The sequence below is a fragment of the Nonomuraea antri genome, assembly GCF_013283785.1.
GTDB lineage: Bacteria > Actinomycetota > Actinomycetes > Streptosporangiales > Streptosporangiaceae > Nonomuraea > Nonomuraea antri.
The window spans coordinates 41496-58078 of the sequence record NZ_JABCPZ010000041.1; the positions used below are offsets into that span (position 1 = coordinate 41496).

Below are 16583 nucleotides of genomic sequence, written 5' to 3' on the forward strand. Positions count from 1 at the left end.
CTCAGCTTGCCGATGGGTTCGTCGCCGGGACGTAGGTGCCGACCAGGCGGGCCAGTTGCCGTCCCGCCACCCGCAGCGGCTCTTCGCTGCGGTTGACCTGGGCCGTCACCTCGGCGCCCTCCAGCGCGCTGATCACCGTGGTGGCCAGCTCCCCGGCGTCGGCGGCGGCCAGGCCCGAGCGCAGCAGCTTGTCGCGGACCAGACCCTCCCAGACGCGCAGCGCCTCGGCGCACACCCGCTGGATCTCCGCGTCGGTGCCCAGCGTCTCCAGCGCGGCCGCGGTGATCGGGCAGCCGTCGACCCAGCCGGACTCGCGCAACGCCTCGGCGAGCCGGTCGGCACAGGCCCGGACCGCCGCGGCCGGGTCGGCCTCGCTGTCGAGCGCGTCCCGCAGCAGGGCGGTGAACTCCTGCTCGCCGTGCTGGATGGCGGCCACCGCGACCGCCTGCTTGCCGTCGGGGAAGAAGTGGTAGACCGAGCCGAGGGTGGCCTGCGCCTCCTTGGCGATCTGCTTGATGCCCGTGCCGACGTAGCCCTGGCGCTGGAGCAGGCGCGCGGCGGCGACGACGATGCGATCTCTGGTGCTGGACGGGGCCATGCCCACCAGCTTACTGGTTAGAACGTTCGCTTTAGAGGTGTGCTAGGTTTCCCCCATCGTTCTGAATAGAGCGTTCTTTCTAGTTCTGGCGTGGAGGTCCGACGTGCATTCCCAGCAGCCTGTGACGGTCATCGGGCTCGGCCCCATGGGGCAGGCCATGGCCCTGGCCCTGCTCGGCCACGGCCATAAGGTCACCGTGTGGAACCGCACCCCGTCCCGGGCGGACGCCCTGGTCGAGCGGGGCGCCGTGCGTGCAGCGAGCGTCGAGGCGGCGCTGGCCGCGAGCGAACTGGTGATCCTCAGCCTGACCGACTACGACGCCATGCACACCGTGCTGGAGCCCGCGGCCGGCGCGCTGCCGGGCCGGGTGCTGGTCAATCTGAGCTCCGACACCCCGGCCAAGACCCGCGAGGGGGCGCGCTGGGCCGCGGGGCACGGCGCGACGCTGCTGGCCGGCGGGGTGACCGTGCCGCCGTCGGGCATCGGCAGGCCCGAGTCGTCCACCTTCTACAGCGGCCCGCGCGCCGCCTTCGACGCCCACCGGCCCGTGCTCGAAGCCCTCACCGGCACCGACTACCGCGGCGAGGACCCCGGGCTGGCCGCGCTGTTCTACCAGCTCGGCATGGTCATGTTCTGGACGTCGATGCTCAGCTTCTGGCAGGCCGTCGCCCTGGCCGACGCCCACGGCCTGAGCGCGGACGACGTCCTGCCGCACGCCGTCCAGACCATGAGCTCGATGCCGGACTTCCTGTCCTTCTACGCCCGGCGCATCGACGCCGGCGAGCACGGTGGCGACGTCGACCGGCTGGCCATGGGCCTGGCCAGCGTCGAGCACGTCCTGCACACCAACGCCGACGCCGGCGTGGACACCGCGCTGCCGGCCGCCGTGGCCGACCTGTTCAGGCGCGGCGTGCACGCGGGTCACGCGGCCGACAGCTTCTCCAGCCTCGTCGAGCTGATGAAGCGGCCGCCGGCCTGGCCGGGCGGAAAACCCGGTGCGCGGCGGCCCCGCGATGGTGTGTGATCGCGGGCATGGCGATCGTGTTGACCGTGCCGGATGCCGAAGGACTGGGCGCGATCGTGGCCGCGCTGCGCGCCTGGCAGCACGAGGGCGCGCCGATGCAGCTGCACCCGGGCGACATCGGCTGGTTCTGGCGCTTCGGCGCGGCGGCGACGGCGGCCGCGCTGCGCGTCTGGCGCCGGGACGGTCGCGTCCTCGCCGTCGGGCTGCTGGACCAGCCCGACCTGCTGCGCCTGACCATGGCGCCGGACCTGTACCGGGACGCGGCGCTCGCCCGGCGCCTGGCCCGCGACCTCGGCGAACCGGAGCGCGGCGTGCTGGCCGCGGGCCGGGCCAACGTCGAGACGCCCGCCGGCGCGCTGGTGCCCGAACTGCTGGCCGAGCTCGGCTGGAAGGCCGACGAGCCGTGGACCCCGCTGACCCGCGACCTGGCTGAGCCGGTGCCCGGCCCGGGCGTGCGGATCGAGGTGACCGGGCCGCGGCAGGCGCACGTGCGGGCCGCCGTCCAGCGGGCCTCGTTCGACGGCTCGACGTTCACCGGCGACCGCTGGCACGCGATGGCGGCCGGAGCGCCGTACGCGGACGCCCGCTGCCTGGTCGCCCACGACGACCGGGGCGCGGCGGTGGCGGCGGTGACCGTGTGGTCGGCGGGGCCGGGCAGGCCGGGGCTGCTCGAACCGATGGGCGTGCACCGCGACCACCGGGGGCGCGGCCACGGCACCGCCATCACCCTCGCGGCGGCCGCCGCGCTGCGCGAGCTGGGCTCCTCCAGCGCGCTGGTGTGCACCCCGAGCGTCAACACCGGCGCCGTCGCCACCTACCGCTCGGCCGGGTTCCGCCCGCTCCCCGAGGTCAGGGACTCCTGCCGCCCCGGCTGACCGGCATGTCACAGCCGGGCGAGCCGAATCGTCTCCCGTTTCGACAGGGAATCCGAGCGGAAGGTGACGATCATGCGGATATTCGTCGCGGGTGGAACGGGTGTGCTGGGCCGGCGGCTGGTGCCGCAACTGGTGGAGCGCGGCCATGAGGTCACGGCCACCACCACGAACCCGGCCAAACTTGGCCTGCTGCGGCAACTGGGCGCCGCCGCGGTCACCATGGACGGGCTGGACGCCGCCGCGGTCGGCGAGGCGGTCGCCACCGCCGGGCCCGACGTGATCGTGCACCAGATGACCGCGATCTCCGTCACCCATGCCGGCAAGGCCGACATGAAACACATGGACCGCTGGTTCGCCGGCACCAACCGGCTGCGGACCGAGGGCACCGATCACCTGCTGGCCGCCGCCGCGGCGACCGGCGTCCCGCACGTCGTCGCGCAGGGCTACGGCGCCTGGAACGGCGTCCGCGCGGGCGGCTGGGTGAAGTCCGAGGACGACGGCCTGGACCCGATGACCGGAACGGCCGCGGAACCGGGGATGGCCGCGCTCGCCCACGTCGAGGACGTGGTGGTCAAGGCCGGCGGCGCGGTCCTGCGCTACGGCTGGTTCTACGGCCCCGGCGCCATGGACGACCTGGCCGATCCGGTGCGCAAGCGGCAGTTCCCGATCATCGGCGGCGGGGCCGGCCACTGCTCGTGGATCCACCTGGACGACGCCGCCTCGGCCACCGTCCTGGCCGTGGAGCAGCAGGCCCGCGGCGTGTTCAACATCGCCGACGACGAGCCGGCCCCGGCCCGCGACTGGCTGACCCACCTGGCCGCCTGCGCCGGCGCCAGGCCGCCGCTGCGCGTGCCCGCCTGGCTGGCCAGGCCGCTGGCCGGGGACGTGGCCGTGACGATGATGACCGAGGGGCGCGGCTTCTCCAACGCCAAGGCGCGGCGGGAGCTCGGCTGGCGGCCGCGGCACGCCTCCTGGCGGCAGGGCTTCCAGCGGGAGCTCGCGTGACGGAGACGCTCCAGCGGCGGGCGGCGGAGTTCCAGGAGCTGCGGCCGCTGCTGTTCTCGATCGCCTACCGGATCCTGGGCAGCGTGAGCGAGGCCGAGGACGCCGTCCAGGAGACGTGGCTGCGCTACGCCGCCACCCCGGCCCGGCCCGTCTCGGCCAAGGCGTTCCTGTCGGCCGTGGTCACCCGGATCTCGATCGACGTGCTGCGCTCGGCCCGGGTCAGGCGCGAGGAGTACGTCGGGCCGTGGTTCCCCGAGCCGCTGCTGAGCGACCCCTACGCCGACCCCGAGCGTTCGGCCGAGCTGGCCAACTCGGTGTCGATGGCGGCGCTGCTCCTGCTGGAACGGCTCAGCCCGCTGGAGCGGGCGGTGTTCGTCCTGCGTGAGGTGTTCGGGTTCGGCTTCGACGAGGTCGCCGCGGCCGTGGGACGCTCGCCGGCCGCCTGCCGCCAGCTCGTCGTCCGGGCGCGGCGTCACATGGCGGCCGGGCGGACGCGGTTCCAGGCCGACCGGCGCGCCCGCGAGGAGTTGGCCGGGCACTTCTTCGACGCCTTCAGCCAGGGCGACGTCAGCGGACTGGCCGAACTGCTGGCCGCCGACGTGCACCTGGTGGCCGACAGCGGCGGCAAGGCCCCGCTGTGGGGCTCGGGCGTCATCGCCGGCGCCGGCAACGTGGCGCGGGTGCTGACCGCGCTGGCCGAGCCGTTCGCCCGCATCGGCGGCCGGGTCGAGCCGAGGCAGGTCAACGGCCAGCCTGGCGCGATCTTCCGTGACCGCGACGGCAGGATCGTCAACGTGTGGGCGCTCGACATCCTCGACGGGCGGATCCAGGCGATCCACACGGTGCTCAACCCCGACAAGCTCGCGCACGTCGGGCCGGTGGCCGACGCCTTCGCCGTCCTGCGCGAGGCGACCCTGGCGCGCCGCCCGTGACCGGGCGCGGCTAGCTGGTGGCGCCCCAGGTGAGGGACAGGCCGGTGGCGGCGCGTTCGGTGCGGATCTCCATCATGCTGCCGAGGATCGTGGCGTGGTCGCACACCACCGGCGTGGCGTCGAGCGTGTAGGTGATCCGGGTGCTGACGAGCACCGGGCTGCCCGGCGGCTCGTGCAGGTGGCGGGCGGCGGCGGCGTCGAGCAGGCCGGGCCTGACCACCTCCGACGCCCGCGCCACCGCCACCCCCTCGTCGGCGAGCGCGGTGTAGAGGGAGACGGCGGTGAAGTCGCGGTCGCGGATCAGGTCGGCCACCGGCCGGCGCACCCACGACACCTGGTGCACGGCCGGGCGCCCGGCGAACTCGCGCACCCGCTCCAGCCGCAGCGCGCTGTCGCCGGGCGGCAGCCGCAGCTGCGCGGCGATCCGGGCCGGGACCCGGCGCACCGCCCGCCCGGCCACCACCGTGCGCACGTCGTGGCCCTGTTTCCGCAGGTCGTCGACCAGGCTGCGGAGCGAGTCGAGCTGGTACGCCAGATGCGGCGGTGCGACGAACGTGCCCTTGCCCGGCCGTTGCACGATCAGCCGTTCGTCGCTGAGCTGACGCAACGCCTGGCGCAGCGTCATGAGGGTCACCCCGTAGGCCGCGCTCAGCTCCCGTTGCGGCGGCAGGGCCGCGCCGGGCGCGTAGTGTCCCGACCGGATCTTCGCGGCGAGGTCGGCGGCGATGGCGCGGTATCTCGCCTCGTGCCCGGCGTCGGGACTCATCGCGGTCGGTCACACTCCTGGTCGAGGACTTTCGTCGAGGGCTCGCCGCAGGGCCGCGAGGAAGCCCTGCAGGTCGTCAGGACCGGCCCCGTCGAGCACCCGCCGCATGACCGCGGCGCCGACCACCACGCCGTCGGCGTGCCGGCGGGCTTCGCGGGCCTGGTCCGGGGTGGAAATGCCAAATCCTAGCAAGACCGGCCGGTCGCTGACGCGCCTGATCCGCGCGGTGAGCTCGGCCGCCGACGTGGCCAGCGCGGCCCGCTCCCCCGTGGTGCCCATCAGCGACACCGCGTAGACGAATCCGCGGCTGCGTCCGGCGATCTCGGCCAGCCGGGGCTGCGGCGTCGCGGGCGAGGCCAGCAGGGCCACCTCGATGCCGGCGGGCTCGGCGGCGCCGGTCAGCTCGTCCGCCTCGTGCACCGGCAGGTCGGGCACGATCAGGCCGGAGACGCCGGCCCGGCGCAGCGCGGCGCAGAACGCCCCGGGGCCGTCGTGCAGCACCAGGTTGTAGTACGTGCTGGCGACCAGCGGCACGCCCAGGTCCGGCAGCGCGGCCAGGTCGGCGAGGATCCGGCGGGTGCTCGCGCCCCGTTCCAGTGCCAGGTCGCTGGCCTGCTGGATGGTGACGCCGTCCAGGGTGGGGTCGGAGAAGGGCAGGCCGACCTCGATCGCGTCGGCCCCGGCGGCGGCGAAGGCGCGCAGGTGGTCCGTCCAGCCGGGGGTGATGCCTCCGGTGACGTACGGCATGAGCAGGCCGCGGCCGCTGTCGCGGCGGGCGCGCAGGTGGCGTTCGACCGCGCCGGCGGCCAGGACAGAACTGGTCACAGCAGCTCCTTCAGGGTGGAGACGTCCTTGTCGCCCCGGCCGGACAGGGTCATCATGACCGTCGATCCGGCCGGCAGCTCGCCGTCACCGGCCGCGCGGATCACCCAGGCGAGGGCGTGCGCCGATTCGAGCGCGGGGACGATGCCCTCGGTGCGCGCCAGCCGCAGCGCCGCGGCGACGGCCTCGTCGTCGGTGACCGTGACGTAGCGGGCCCGGCCCAGGTCGCGCAGGTGGGCGTGCTCCGGGCCGACCCCCGGGTAGTCGAGCCCGGCGGAGATGGAGTGCGCCTCGACGATCTGGCCGTCGTCGTCCTGCAGGAACAGCGAGCGGCAGCCGTGCAGGACGCCGGTCCTGCCGTGGCTCGCCCCCGCGCCGCCCTCCGCCTCGACCCCGACCAGGCGGGCCCGGGTGTCGGCGAATCCGGCGAACGTGCCCGCCGCGTTGGAGCCGCCGCCGACGCACGCGACCACGAGGTCGGGGACGCCGGCACTCAGCTCGGCGGCGCACTGGGCGCGGGCCTCGTCGCCGATGACCCGCTGGAGCTCCCGGACCATCCACGGGTAGGGATCGGGCCCGACGACCGAGCCGATGCAGTAGTGGGAGTCGCCGGTCGCGCCCACCCAGTGGCGCATGGCCTCGCTGGTGGCGTCCTTGAGCGTGCGGCTGCCGGTGGTCACCGGGACGACCTCGGCGCCCAGCATCCGCATCCTGAAGACGTTCAGCGCCTGGCGTTCGATGTCGCGCTCGCCCATGAACACGGTCGCCTCCAGCCCGAGCAGCGCGGCGGCGGTCGCGGTGGCCACCCCGTGCTGGCCCGCCCCGGTCTCGGCGATCAGCCGGCGGCGTCCCATCCGCTGGGCCAGCAGGGCCTGGCCGAGGACGTTGTTGATCTTGTGGGACCCGGTGTGGGTGAGATCCTCGCGCTTGAGGTAGAGCCGCAGGCCCAGTTCCTCCGACAGGCGCAGCGCCGGGGTGAGCGGGGTCGGGCGTCCGGCGTGGACGGCCAGCAGCCGGGCCAGCGCGCCGCGGAAGCCCGGGTCGGCCCAGGCCGCGCGGAACGCCTCGGCCACCTCGCGGCACGCCTCCACCAGGGACTCCGGCGCGTACCGCCCGCCGTAGGCGCCGAACCGGCCGCGTTCTCCCGGCTCTCCCATCGTCCCCGGCTCATGCCGGGGCAGCAGCACGTTTGACATGCCAAGCTCCGATCGTTCTATAACTCCATTGAGAGTTCTATAACAGTGAGTGTGGCATGCGGAGGCGCGGGCGCGCCACCCCGCCGGCCGCGTCCCGTGCGCCGCGATCCCGCGGGATCAGTAGGAGTAGCCGCTCGCGGCCTGGGCGGCGCTGCAGGCGCGCTCGGCGGGGAGCACCGGGGGCGCCCACGGCCGCCATGGGCTCCACACCTGCACGATGGACGGCCACACCCGCGCGAACAGGCAGCCGCCGTCGGGCATGCGCAGGGCGACGCCGATCCTGCCGTCGTGCTCGGCGACGTCCTGGCGGATGCGCGGGTCCAGGTCCAGACCCTGTACGGCGCGGCGGGCGGCGTCGAGATCGAGGGTGGTGGGCAGGTGCTTCTTCAGCCACGCATCGGTGTGAGCCGGCAGCACGGCCGGCGGGCGGAAGGTGCGCGGCGGAATCTTCGCGGGGCAGTCGATCTCGGTCACGTCCACCCGCCGGTCCGGCTTCCGCACCGGCGACCGATCCCCCCACATGGGCTGGAGCACCTTCAGCTCGAAGCAGAGGAACACCACCGCCGCGGGCGAGGGTGTGGCGGGAACGTCCTCCGGCCGCCGCGGCGGCTGTGGCGTGCGGTCCCTGCCGCGCACCCTGATCCGGACGCGTCCAGGATCGCCGCGGCCATCGCCGGAGACGTCCAGGACCGTCACGTACTCCTCGTCCCGTGTCAGGTGGTAGCCGACGTCCTCGGGAATCCACGGGTCGTAGCCCGTGAGCTGGTCGGCGACCAGGTCGAGCCGGTCATGGGCGTCCTGGACGGCCGGGTCGGCGGCGCAGGCCGTCAGCGCGAGCGACGAGACCAGGGCGAGGAGCGTGAGTCGGCGCACACCTGCTTCGACAACGCGCGTGACACGGTGGTTCGCGGCTTCCGGATCTTCCGATATGCCGATCGTCGATATATAAAGATCCTGTGTCCAGGTCGCGCTCCTTGCAGGAGCCTTCGTTCCTCATCCTGACCGCGCTGGCCGCCGAGCCCCAGCACGGCTACGGCATCATCGTCGACGTCGAGCGGATCTCCGAGGGCGAGGTCCGGTTACGGGCCGGCACCCTCTACGCCGCCCTCGACCGCCTCCGGTCAGAACGGCTGATCGCCGAGGACCGGGAGGAGGTCGTCGGCGGCCGGTTGCGGCGCTACTACCGGCTCACCGACGAGGGCGGCGCCCGCCTGGCCGCCGAGGTCGAACGGCTGCGGCGCAACGCCAGGACCGCCGCCACCCGGCTGCACACGCGCCCCGCGGGCGGTGCCGCGTGAGCGAACTCGAACGACGCTACCGGAGCCTGCTGCGCTGGTATCCGCGCGAGCACCGCGAACGGCACGAGGAGGAGATGCTCGGCGTGCTGATGGCGGCGGCGCGGCCCGGGCGGCGTCGTCCGGAGCCGCGTGACGTCCTCGACCTCGTCAGGGGGGCCGCCGCGATCCGGGCGCGCCGGGCGTTCGGCCCGGCGTCCGTGGCGCTCTGGCGTGATGCGCTGCGGGTCGTCGCGGCGGTCGGCCCGCTGATGCTGCTCGCCTACCAGCTCCAGTCGCCCATCAGGGGCGAGATCCTGCTGGTGGGCGTCCTGATCGTCTTCCTGGCCTGGACGGATCGCCGCCGGCCCGCCGCGGTGGCGGCGTGGATCTGGACGCTCCTGGTCGGCACCGGCCTGTTCGCCGCGGCGATGCTGTCGGCCTCGGGCCTCTCCGCGGAGATGAAGGTGGGACTCGGCGGCGCCATCGGTTCCTTCGCGCTGGTGGCGGCGGTGCTGACGGGGGTGGCGCAGCCGCGGCGAGGGCTCTCGCTGGTGGGGCGCGGGCGGATCCTGGCCTGGTCGGGGGCGACCCTGACGGTGATCGTCGTGACGTGGCGGGTGGAGACGGCCATGTGGGAGGCGGGAGTGCCGCCTGAGCTGCCCCTGCTCGGGCTGGGCGCGGTGCTCTGCGGGGTGGCCGCCCGGTCCCCGGTGGGGCGCAGATGCGTGGTGCTGCTCTCGCCGGTCGTACCGGCGATGTTCCCCCGGCTCGTGACGACCGGCTCGTGGTGGGTCGCGCTTCCGGCGCTGGGGGCGGCCGGGTTCCTGATCGCCGCCTACCGGTCCAGGTCGCTCGCGCGGCGGGCCGTCGGCGGATGAGTGCGGCCGGCCGGCGTATGGGGGGTGTCGCGTGCGCAAGGTGATCGTTCTTCTGATCGTGCTCGTCTCCCTGCTGCTCGTCGACCGCATCGCGGTGGCGGGCGTCGAGCGTGAGCTGGCGGGCAGGATCGCCGCCGTCCCCGGGCTCTCCGGCACGCCGACCGTGTCGATCGAGGGCGTCCCGTTCCTCACACAGGCCGTGTCGGGACGTTACCCGGAGGTCCGCTTCCGGCTCGGCACCTTCAGCCAGGGCGGCGTGCTGGTGGAGAATCTGCAGGGCGCCGCCTACGACGTCCGGGCGCCGCTCGGCGGCGTCCTGCGGGGCCGGGCCGACGTCCGGGCCGCCCGGGTGCGCGTCAGCGGCACCCTGTCCAGGGCGACGATCGCCAGGTACGCGCCGAGCGGCGTGCGGATCGGCGGTAACGGGCAGCGGCTCACGGCGTCGGGCGAGGTGACGATCGGGGCGAACAAGGTGCGGTTCGACGCCGAGATGCGGGTCGAGATCTCGGCGGGGAAGCTCACGCTCAAGGCCGAGAGGCTGCAGGGCCTGCCCGTGCCGGAGCAGCTCGCGCGGCTGATCTCCTACCCGATCCCGGTCGCCCTGCCGTTCGAGGTGAAGCTGACCGGGGTCAGGAACCTGCCGGACGGTCTGGAGCTCTCCGCCGAGGCGTTCGACGTGCCGTTTCGCGCCGGGGGCTGACCCGCCCCGGTCCTGACCCGGGCGGGTCACATCTTGCTCTCCAGGCTCCCCAGCGGGGCGGGGTCCGCCGCCAGGGCCGAGCGCGCCGCCTGCCAAGCGGGGTCGCCGGGGGTGACGGCGCTGCGCAGGTAGGCCCAGGTGAGACCCTGGAGCAGGGCGACGCGTTCCGGGCTTTCGTCCGTCGTCTCCGCGACCTCGTGGCCGGGGATGCCGCCGAGCGAGTGCTCGGCCCCGAACAGCGTGAGCAGGCTCTTGTCCCCCGGGCTGAGCACGTAGGGGTCGGTGAACCAGTCGGGGCCCCGGGTGGAGAGCGCGGAGTCGTCCCGGTCTCCGGCGACGATGAGGGCCGGGGCGGTCATGGTGTCGAAGGACGGCCGCATGAACGGCAGGTGCTCGGCCGCGAACGGGGTCAGGTCGTCGCCGCGTCCGGGCAGGGCGAGCAGCACCCCGGCCGTGACCCGCGGGTCGGACAGGTCCTCGCCCGGGATCCCGTCGGCGTCGAGCACGCGCGCGCCCAGCAGCATGCTGACCGTCTGCGCGCCCCAGGAGTGGCCGGCCACGGCGATGCGGCGGTGGTCGAGCCGTCCGGCCAGGCCCGGCGTGGCGGACTCCAGCAGGTCGAGTCCGTCGATGACGCGCTGGACGTCCTCGACGCGGAAGCGCCAGATCCGCGGCGTGCGGGGGTCGTCGGCGGGCAGGGCGAGCGTCCTGGAGTCGAGGTGGGTGGGCTGGACGACCGCGAAGCCGTGGGCGGCCCAGAAGTCCGCCAGCGGGGCGTAGCCGTTCATCGACCAGCCGAAGCCGTGCGAGAAGACGATGACGGGCAGGTCGCCGCCGGTGGCCGGCGCGGACACCCGGACCTGCAGGTCCTCGCCGCGGCCCGGTGCGGGCAGGACGACCGGCTTCGCGGAGACGACCGGCGCGGGGGCGCTCGTGGGGTGGGTGATGTCGGTTCGGGACATGAAGGTGCCCTCGTTTCGGTTGCGTGGTGGGTGGGTGCGTCGTTTGGTCGACGCGCGGCCGCTCTGGCATCATGGGCCAAGCGGGACCGTGTTCCGTTTTGACGATATGGGACGTTGTCCCGTTTAGCAAGTTCGGCAGCGGAGGGAAGGCGGCGCGGTGGACGACGGCGACGGCGAGATGAGCGGAGACGGCGCGAGCGGAGGCAAGGCGAGCAGGCCCAGGCGGGCCGATGCGCGGCGCAACGAGAAGACCCTGCTGGACGCGGCCGCCGCGGTCTTCGTCGCCTCCGGCGTGGACGCGCCGATCCGCGACATCGCGGCCAAGGCCGGCGTCGGCACGGCGACGATCTACCGCCACTTCCCCACCAGGGCGGACCTCATCATCGCCGTCTACCGGCACCAGATCGAGGAATGCGCCGAGGCGGGACCGTCCCTGCTGGCCTCCAGCGCGACCCCCTACGCCGCGCTCGGGCAGTGGATCAGCCGGTTCGTCGACTTCCTGGTCACCAAGCACGGACTGGCCGCCGTGCTGCGCTCCGACGACGCCGGCTTCGAGGCGCTGCACACCCACTTCCTCGACCGGCTGGTGCCCGTCTGCGGCCGGCTGATCGAGGCCGCCGTCGCCGTCGGCGAGATCCGTCCGGGGCTGCAGCCGTACGAGCTCATGCGCGGTGTCGGCAACCTGTGCATCGGCGCCGAGCACGACCCGCGCTACGACGCGCGCCGCCTGGTGGACCTCCTCATCGCCGGCCTGCGCCGACCCGGCTGAGCGGTCAGGCCGCCCCGGGCGCCGGCGGGCGGGCGCTCACGTGTCGGCGGGGCGGGCGCTCGCCTGTCGGCGTGCGGCGAGGCGGTTCCACAGCGACGCGACGCCGATCGCGGCCGCTAGGAGCAGCACGCTGCCTGCGACGTCGAGCACGTAGTGGTTCCCGGTGGTGAGCACGACCGCCGTCATGCCCAGCGGGAAGCTCCACGCGAGCCAGGCCAGACGCGGACGGGTGGCCCGCAGCGCGCACCAGACGGCGTACGCGCACCACAACGACCAGCCCACGTGCATGCTGGGCATCGCGGAGTACACGTTGTGACCGGACGCCGCCGCCCCCGTGCACCGCCCAGGATGTCGTGCCGGGCGAGGATGTCGACGACGCCCGGCAGCGCGAACCGCGGCGGCGACATGGGCACCGCCCAGTAGACGGGCAGCACGAGTGCGAGCATCGCGACGAGGGTCCGCCGGACCTTGACGTACACCTCGGCGTGCCGCACGAACATCCACACCAGCACCCCGAGGATCGCCACGTAGTACAGGCGGTAGTAGTACACCGCGGGCTGGATCAGGGCCGGGTGCTCGGTCAGCCACCGGTTGGCGGGCAGCGCGAGGTCCAGGTGCAGGACGCGTTCCAGCGACTGCAGGGCCAGCGCGTTGGCGGTGGCGGCCGCGCCGTCCGTGCCGAGGACGGCGTGCAGCCGGGTGAAGAGGACGAGCACCACCAGCAGGCCGACCGCTTCGGCGAGCACGGCCGGTCGCCCGCCCGTGCTCCGGACCAGCGCGCTCAGCCCGTGCCGTGCAGGAGGCCGGACCGGCGGGGCCGGGTCTTGGGTGCGGCCCTCTTCCGTGTTCTCCGGTGGCGGACGGTTCATGCCTGTCTTTCTGACGGCGGATGTTTCCCTGTCCGAGGATGCCCGTTCGGGCCATCGGGCATCGCTGACGCGCGCCCGCGTGTCGAATGCCAGGGTCCGGCGTCAGCCGGCGCTGCGGAAGGTCTCCGCGTCGTCGTAGTGCCGCCGGGCCTGCTCGACCTGGCCGAGGTTGGCGGTCGCCCACTCGGTGAGGTGGGCGAACAAGGGGGCGAGGCTGCGGCCGAGCTCGCTGATCTCGTACTCGACGCGCGGCGGCACCTCGGGATGGTAGGTGCGGATGACCAGGCCGTCGCGCTCCAGCTGGCGCAGCCGCTGGGTGAGCACCTTGGGGGTGATGTTCGTGATGCGCCGCTCCAGCTCGACGAACCGCTGACGGCCGAACATGTGCAGCGACCAGAGGATGGGCGTGGTCCACCGGCTGAACACGATGTCGACGACGGGGGCGATGGGGCAGGCCAGCTCGGGTGCGCTCAGAGCGTCGGCCGCCGGGTGAACGGCGTCGGCCGCCTGGTGATCCGAGTCGGGTGCCGGGCGAATGACGGCGGCCGCCGGGGGACTCGTCTTGCCTGCCATGCGTCGTGCACCCCTCTGAGGTAGTCACTTTCTTCTAGGTACCTACTATATCGAGGCTGTTAACGTCTCCCGCATCGCAAGAAGCACTGACGAGGAACACAGGAGTTGATCATGATCGTGGTGACGGGTGCGACCGGAAACGTGGGACGTTCGCTGGTACAGGCCATCGCCGAAACCGGGGCAGAAGTGACGGCGGTGTCGCGTGGCCTTGCCCCGGTGGACCTGCCGGCCGGGGCCAGGCACGTGCGGGCCGACCTGGCCGAGCCGGAGACGTTGCGGCCCGCCTTCGCCGGCGGCGAGACGTTGTTCCTGCACGACGGCGGCGCCGGCGGTCACGGGCTCGACCAGGAGGCGATCCTGGACGTGGCCGGGTCCTCCGGGATCCGCCGGGTGGTGCTGCTCTCCTCGCAGGGTGTGACGACCAGGCCGGAATCGGCTTCGCACGGCGGCGTCATGCGGGCGCTCGAGGAGTCGGTGCGCGCCTCGGGCCTGGCCTGGACGATCCTGCGGCCCGGCGGATTCGCGTCCAACGCCTTCGCCTGGGCGCAGTCGGTGCGGGCCGAGCGGACCGTCGCCGCGCCGTTCGGCGACGTCGGCCTACCGGTGATCGACCCGGCGGACATCGCTGAGGTCGCGGCCGCGGCCCTGCTCAAGGACGAGCACGCGGGCCACGTCTACGAACTGACCGGGCCGGCCGTCGTCACACCCCGGCAGCAGGCCGCGGCCATCGGCGCCGCGCTCGGCGAGCCGGTGCGGTTCGTGGAGCTGACCCGGGCCGAGGCGCACGCGCGGATGGCCGCGTTCATGCCGGAGCCGGTCGTGGCGACCACGCTGGCCGTGCTCGGCGAGCCCACGGCGGCCGAGCTGCGGCTCAGCCCGGACGTCGAGCGGGTCCTCGGGCGCGCGGCCCGGACGTTCTCCGACTGGGCCCGCCGCAACGTCGAAGCCTTCCGCTGAACCGCCCGCCGTTCCCGGGGACGCCGCTCTCGATGACGCCGTTCCCGGGGACGCCGTATTCGAGGCCGGCGTCTCAGGGGGCGCCGCCGGCGTCGTCCCAGGTCCGGGCGGGAATCTCGCGATGACGTCGGCGGCGAGGGCCGGGGGTTGTGGTGGCGGTGATGGCCGGGCCTGTGGCGGGCCCGGCCATCGGCGGTTCGGCGTCCGGGCATGACACGCGGCGTCCCTCCCTGCGCCCGCGGCCCCGCCGACGGAGCGTCCGTGAGGTCGTGCCTAGTGCGGGCGGATGTTGTGGTTGCCGGCGAACAGGTTGTCCGGGTCGTAGTGGCGCTTCGCCTTCGCTAGCCGCTCGTACGTCCGCGCCGGATACACCGCGGCCACCTCCTCCTCCCCCGCCGACGCGAGGAAGTTGGCGTACGCGCCGCCGACGTGCGGCGCGAGCCTCGACCAGAGCGCGTCCAGGCCGGGACGGGCGGCCTCGACGACCGGCGGCGGCCCCGCGACGGTCGTCACGAACATCAGCTCGGCCTGGCGGTGCGCGTAGGCGGTGGCGTCGGCGGGAACCTGGGACACCGCGCCGCCGACCGCGCGCACGACGATGAACGGCGACCGCTCCCCCGCCCCGGTCTCGGCCAGGATCCGCAGGACCTCGGGCACCGAACGCTCGTCGACGAACCCGCTCCTGGTGACCAGCCGGATGCCCGGCGGCGGGACGGCGCCCTCCGCGAGCGTGTCGGCGTACGGCTTGAGCGCGACGTCGTCGGCGATCACCGTGCCGAGCCGCCGGATCGGGTCGATGGCGCGCGCCGCCTGCTCGGGATCGTCGCCGTCGAAGGCGACCCGCACCTCCACCGGCGCCTGCGGCCCGCCCGCGAAGGGGTTGGCGAACTCGACGAGCGAGGTGAGCTCGGCGGGCGCGGTACGCAGGTACCGGGCCCACCCCTCCAGTACGGTGGCCGCCTCCGCCGCGGGGAAGGCGATCCTGCCGAAGAAGACGTCCGTGGTCGGGTGGGCCGCGAACTCGAAGGCGGTCACGATCCCGAAGTTGCCGCCGCCACCGCGGATCGCCCAGAGCAGCTCCGCGTCGTCCGTCTCGCTCGCCCGCACGACCTCGCCGCCGGCCGTGACGACCTCCGCGGCGACCAGGTTGTCCAGCGCGAGTCCGTACTTCCTGACCTTCCAGCCGATGCCGCCGGACAACGTCAGTCCGCCGACGCCGACGCTCCTGGTGTCGCCGGAGGAGATGGCCAGGCCGTGCGGGGCCAGGGCGTCGGCGACGCGGCCCCAGGTGGCGCCGCCGCCGATGCGTACCAGGTGGCGGTCCTTGTCGACGACCTCGACGTCCGCCAGCCGGCCGAGGTCGATCACGACGCCGCCGTCGTTGGTGCCGAAGCCCGCGAAGCTGTGGCCGCCGCCGCGCACGGACAGTGCGAGCCCCGCGGCGGCGGCGAAGCGCACGCCCGCCCGGACGTCCGCGACGCTCGCCGGCCGCAGCACGTACGCCGGGCTGCCCGGCACCAGCAGCGAGCGGGCGGCCGCGGCGTAGTCGTCCGCGCCGGGTTCGATGATGTCGCCGGCGAAGTCGCGGCGCAGGAGGTCCAGCTCTGAAGTCATGAGTTTCCTTCCAAAAAACGGTGCAGGGGTAGAAGAGGTCAGCCGGCGAACTGGCCGGGCTGGTAGGAGCCGCCCGGGTTGCGCACGATCACGTTCATCCGGTTGCTCGCGTTGATCATGGCGATCAGGGAGACCAGCGCGACGATCTGGTCGTCGTCGTAGTGCTCGCGCACCTGCTCCCACGTACGGTCGGACACGCCCGCGCCGGCGTCGGCGAGCCGGGTGCCCTCCTCGGCGAGCGCCAGCGCGGCCCGCTCGGCCGCGGTGAACACGGTGGACTCGCGCCAGGCGGCCACCAGGTGCAGCCGCACCGCGCTCTCGCCACCGGCCGTGGCGTCCTTGGTGTGGTAGTCGACGCAGAATCCGCAGCCGTTGATCTGACTGGCCCGCAGCATCACCAGATCCTGCGTGACCTTGGGCAGCGCCGACTGCGCGATGGCCAGGCTCACGTTGTACATGCGCTTGGCGATCGTGGCGCCGAGCGCGTTGGCCATGACGTCCATCCGGCGTTCCATGATGTGCTCCTCATTCGGGGGGCGCCGCGTGCGTCGGTGCCGCGGCGTCCTGACGAGCAAGAGATCCCGGCGGGACGATCCCCGTGACAGCGCGACGATGTGAGGTGTGTCACCACCCACGGATGTCACGGAGCGGCGCGGACCGGGATCTCATGCACAGCAGGGTCCGGAACGAACAGGCGGGGTACCAGGAATGAGCGAACACAGCGAGACACCGGCGGACGCGGCGGCCCCGGGGGCGGGGCCGGGAG

Annotated in this window: 20 protein-coding genes; 9 read left to right on the forward strand and 11 right to left on the reverse strand. The window is 73.8% G+C overall.

Annotated elements, in window-relative coordinates; genetic code table 11:
• Window position 1: 1 nt before the first annotated feature.
• Entirely contained in the window at window positions 2–598 is a 597-nt protein-coding gene (locus HII36_RS16360; protein WP_173524039.1) for a TetR/AcrR family transcriptional regulator, read from the reverse strand.
• Between the two features lie 103 nt (window positions 599–701).
• On the opposite strand from HII36_RS16360, the gene HII36_RS16365 reads away from it, so the two are divergent.
• The 4 genes from HII36_RS16365 (at window position 702) to HII36_RS16380 (ending at window position 4434) form a co-directional block, all read left to right on the forward strand.
• Entirely contained in the window at window positions 702–1622 is a 921-nt protein-coding gene (locus HII36_RS16365; RefSeq protein WP_173524040.1) for an NAD(P)-dependent oxidoreductase, read from the forward strand.
• A gap of 8 nt (window positions 1623–1630) precedes the next feature.
• Window positions 1631–2497, forward strand: a complete 867-nt coding sequence (locus tag HII36_RS16370) for a GNAT family N-acetyltransferase (RefSeq protein ID WP_173524041.1) — start codon at window positions 1631–1633, stop codon at window positions 2495–2497.
• 72 nt (window positions 2498–2569) lie between these two features.
• The gene (locus tag HII36_RS16375; RefSeq protein ID WP_173524042.1) at window positions 2570–3502 is read left to right on the forward strand and encodes an NAD-dependent epimerase/dehydratase family protein; all 933 of its coding nucleotides are present in this window, start codon (window positions 2570–2572) and stop codon (window positions 3500–3502) included.
• Entirely contained in the window at window positions 3499–4434 is a 936-nt protein-coding gene (locus HII36_RS16380; protein ID WP_173524043.1) for an RNA polymerase sigma-70 factor, read from the forward strand. Before HII36_RS16375 ends, HII36_RS16380 begins: the two co-directional genes overlap by 4 nt.
• Before the next feature lie 10 nt (window positions 4435–4444).
• Here HII36_RS16380 and HII36_RS16385 read toward each other — a convergent pair whose 3' ends face one another.
• The 4 genes from HII36_RS16385 to HII36_RS16400 all read right to left on the reverse strand — a co-directional run bounded on the left by HII36_RS16385 (window position 4445) and on the right by HII36_RS16400 (window position 8091).
• Window positions 4445–5200, reverse strand: a complete 756-nt coding sequence (locus HII36_RS16385) for a GntR family transcriptional regulator (protein WP_173524044.1) — start codon at window positions 5198–5200, stop codon at window positions 4445–4447.
• A 9-nt stretch (window positions 5201–5209) separates the two neighbouring features.
• Entirely contained in the window at window positions 5210–6025 is an 816-nt protein-coding gene (gene trpA / locus HII36_RS16390) for a tryptophan synthase subunit alpha (RefSeq protein ID WP_328807738.1), read from the reverse strand.
• Entirely contained in the window at window positions 6022–7218 is a 1197-nt protein-coding gene (gene trpB, locus HII36_RS16395; RefSeq protein ID WP_173524045.1) for a tryptophan synthase subunit beta, read from the reverse strand. The genes trpA and trpB overlap by 4 nt, the downstream gene beginning before the upstream one ends.
• A 117-nt stretch (window positions 7219–7335) precedes the next feature.
• A complete protein-coding gene (locus HII36_RS16400) occupies window positions 7336–8091 on the reverse strand; it encodes a hypothetical protein (RefSeq protein WP_173524046.1) in 756 nt (251 codons plus the stop codon).
• 83 nt (window positions 8092–8174) lie between these two features.
• Between HII36_RS16400 and HII36_RS16405 the strand changes: the two genes are divergently transcribed.
• From HII36_RS16405 to HII36_RS16415, 3 genes are read left to right on the forward strand one after another with little or no spacing between them, the layout of a single operon-like run.
• Window positions 8175–8516: a PadR family transcriptional regulator gene (locus tag HII36_RS16405; RefSeq protein WP_328807739.1), complete on the forward strand. Its 342-nt coding sequence runs from the start codon at window positions 8175–8177 to the stop codon at window positions 8514–8516.
• Window positions 8513–9373 carry a hypothetical protein gene (locus HII36_RS16410; protein WP_173524047.1) on the forward strand — a complete coding sequence of 287 codons (861 nt, stop codon included), beginning with the start codon at window positions 8513–8515 and terminating at the stop codon, window positions 9371–9373. The genes HII36_RS16405 and HII36_RS16410 overlap by 4 nt, the downstream gene beginning before the upstream one ends.
• 40 nt (window positions 9374–9413) lie before the next feature.
• Entirely contained in the window at window positions 9414–10073 is a 660-nt protein-coding gene (locus HII36_RS16415) for an LmeA family phospholipid-binding protein (protein WP_173524048.1), read from the forward strand.
• A 26-nt stretch (window positions 10074–10099) separates the two neighbouring features.
• Here the strand turns inward: HII36_RS16415 and HII36_RS16420 are convergent, their stop codons facing one another.
• Window positions 10100–11035 (reverse strand): alpha/beta hydrolase family protein, encoded by a 936-nt coding sequence (locus tag HII36_RS16420; protein WP_173524049.1) that lies wholly within the window; start codon window positions 11033–11035, stop codon window positions 10100–10102.
• 178 nt (window positions 11036–11213) lie between these two features.
• On the opposite strand from HII36_RS16420, the gene HII36_RS16425 reads away from it, so the two are divergent.
• Window positions 11214–11804: a TetR/AcrR family transcriptional regulator gene (locus HII36_RS16425; RefSeq protein WP_173524060.1), complete on the forward strand. Its 591-nt coding sequence runs from the start codon at window positions 11214–11216 to the stop codon at window positions 11802–11804.
• 36 nt (window positions 11805–11840) lie between these two features.
• Here the strand turns inward: HII36_RS16425 and HII36_RS57890 are convergent, their stop codons facing one another.
• The 3 genes from HII36_RS57890 to HII36_RS16435 all read right to left on the reverse strand — a co-directional run bounded on the left by HII36_RS57890 (window position 11841) and on the right by HII36_RS16435 (window position 13246).
• The gene (locus HII36_RS57890) at window positions 11841–12101 is read right to left on the reverse strand and encodes a phosphatase PAP2 family protein (RefSeq protein ID WP_328807740.1); all 261 of its coding nucleotides are present in this window, start codon (window positions 12099–12101) and stop codon (window positions 11841–11843) included.
• Window positions 11987–12673, reverse strand: a complete 687-nt coding sequence (locus tag HII36_RS16430; RefSeq protein ID WP_217369587.1) for a phosphatase PAP2 family protein — start codon at window positions 12671–12673, stop codon at window positions 11987–11989. Before HII36_RS16430 ends, HII36_RS57890 begins: the two co-directional genes overlap by 115 nt.
• Before the next feature lie 102 nt (window positions 12674–12775).
• Complete coding sequence (locus HII36_RS16435; RefSeq protein WP_173524050.1) at window positions 12776–13246, reverse strand: winged helix-turn-helix transcriptional regulator; 471 nt, start codon at window positions 13244–13246, stop codon at window positions 12776–12778.
• A gap of 111 nt (window positions 13247–13357) precedes the next feature.
• Here HII36_RS16435 and HII36_RS16440 point away from each other — a divergent pair, with 111 nt between their 5' ends.
• Complete coding sequence (locus HII36_RS16440; protein ID WP_173524051.1) at window positions 13358–14203, forward strand: NAD(P)H-binding protein; 846 nt, start codon at window positions 13358–13360, stop codon at window positions 14201–14203.
• Window positions 14204–14476: 273 nt separating this feature from the next.
• Here HII36_RS16440 and HII36_RS16445 read toward each other — a convergent pair whose 3' ends face one another.
• Both HII36_RS16445 and HII36_RS16450 read right to left on the reverse strand, forming a co-directional pair.
• On the reverse strand, window positions 14477–15817 hold the full coding sequence (locus HII36_RS16445; protein WP_173524052.1) for an FAD-binding oxidoreductase: 1341 nt from the start codon (window positions 15815–15817) through the stop codon (window positions 14477–14479).
• Between the two features lie 38 nt (window positions 15818–15855).
• On the reverse strand, window positions 15856–16332 hold the full coding sequence (locus HII36_RS16450; protein WP_173524053.1) for a carboxymuconolactone decarboxylase family protein: 477 nt from the start codon (window positions 16330–16332) through the stop codon (window positions 15856–15858).
• Window positions 16333–16583 lie beyond the last annotated feature (251 nt).

Bases quoted from the DNA above. Each gene is read 5' to 3' on its own strand.
- HII36_RS16370 (WP_173524041.1), top strand. From the start codon at position 1,631: ATGGCGATCGTGTTGACCGTGCCGGATGCCGAAGGACTGGGCGCGATC.
- HII36_RS16445 (WP_173524052.1), bottom strand. From the start codon at position 15,817: ATGACTTCAGAGCTGGACCTCCTGCGCCGCGACTTCGCCGGCGACATC.
- HII36_RS16375 (WP_173524042.1), top strand. From the start codon at position 2,570: ATGCGGATATTCGTCGCGGGTGGAACGGGTGTGCTGGGCCGGCGGCTG.
- HII36_RS16385 (WP_173524044.1), bottom strand. From the start codon at position 5,200: ATGAGTCCCGACGCCGGGCACGAGGCGAGATACCGCGCCATCGCCGCC.
- HII36_RS16430 (WP_217369587.1), bottom strand. From the start codon at position 12,673: ATGAACCGTCCGCCACCGGAGAACACGGAAGAGGGCCGCACCCAAGAC.
- HII36_RS57890 (WP_328807740.1), bottom strand. From the start codon at position 12,101: ATGCCCAGCATGCACGTGGGCTGGTCGTTGTGGTGCGCGTACGCCGTC.
- HII36_RS16420 (WP_173524049.1), bottom strand. From the start codon at position 11,035: ATGTCCCGAACCGACATCACCCACCCCACGAGCGCCCCCGCGCCGGTC.
- HII36_RS16450 (WP_173524053.1), bottom strand. From the start codon at position 16,332: ATGGAACGCCGGATGGACGTCATGGCCAACGCGCTCGGCGCCACGATC.
- HII36_RS16425 (WP_173524060.1), top strand. From the start codon at position 11,214: ATGAGCGGAGACGGCGCGAGCGGAGGCAAGGCGAGCAGGCCCAGGCGG.
- HII36_RS16360 (WP_173524039.1), bottom strand. From the start codon at position 598: ATGGCCCCGTCCAGCACCAGAGATCGCATCGTCGTCGCCGCCGCGCGC.
- trpB (WP_173524045.1), bottom strand. From the start codon at position 7,218: ATGTCAAACGTGCTGCTGCCCCGGCATGAGCCGGGGACGATGGGAGAG.
- HII36_RS16435 (WP_173524050.1), bottom strand. From the start codon at position 13,246: ATGGCAGGCAAGACGAGTCCCCCGGCGGCCGCCGTCATTCGCCCGGCA.
- HII36_RS16440 (WP_173524051.1), top strand. From the start codon at position 13,358: ATGATCGTGGTGACGGGTGCGACCGGAAACGTGGGACGTTCGCTGGTA.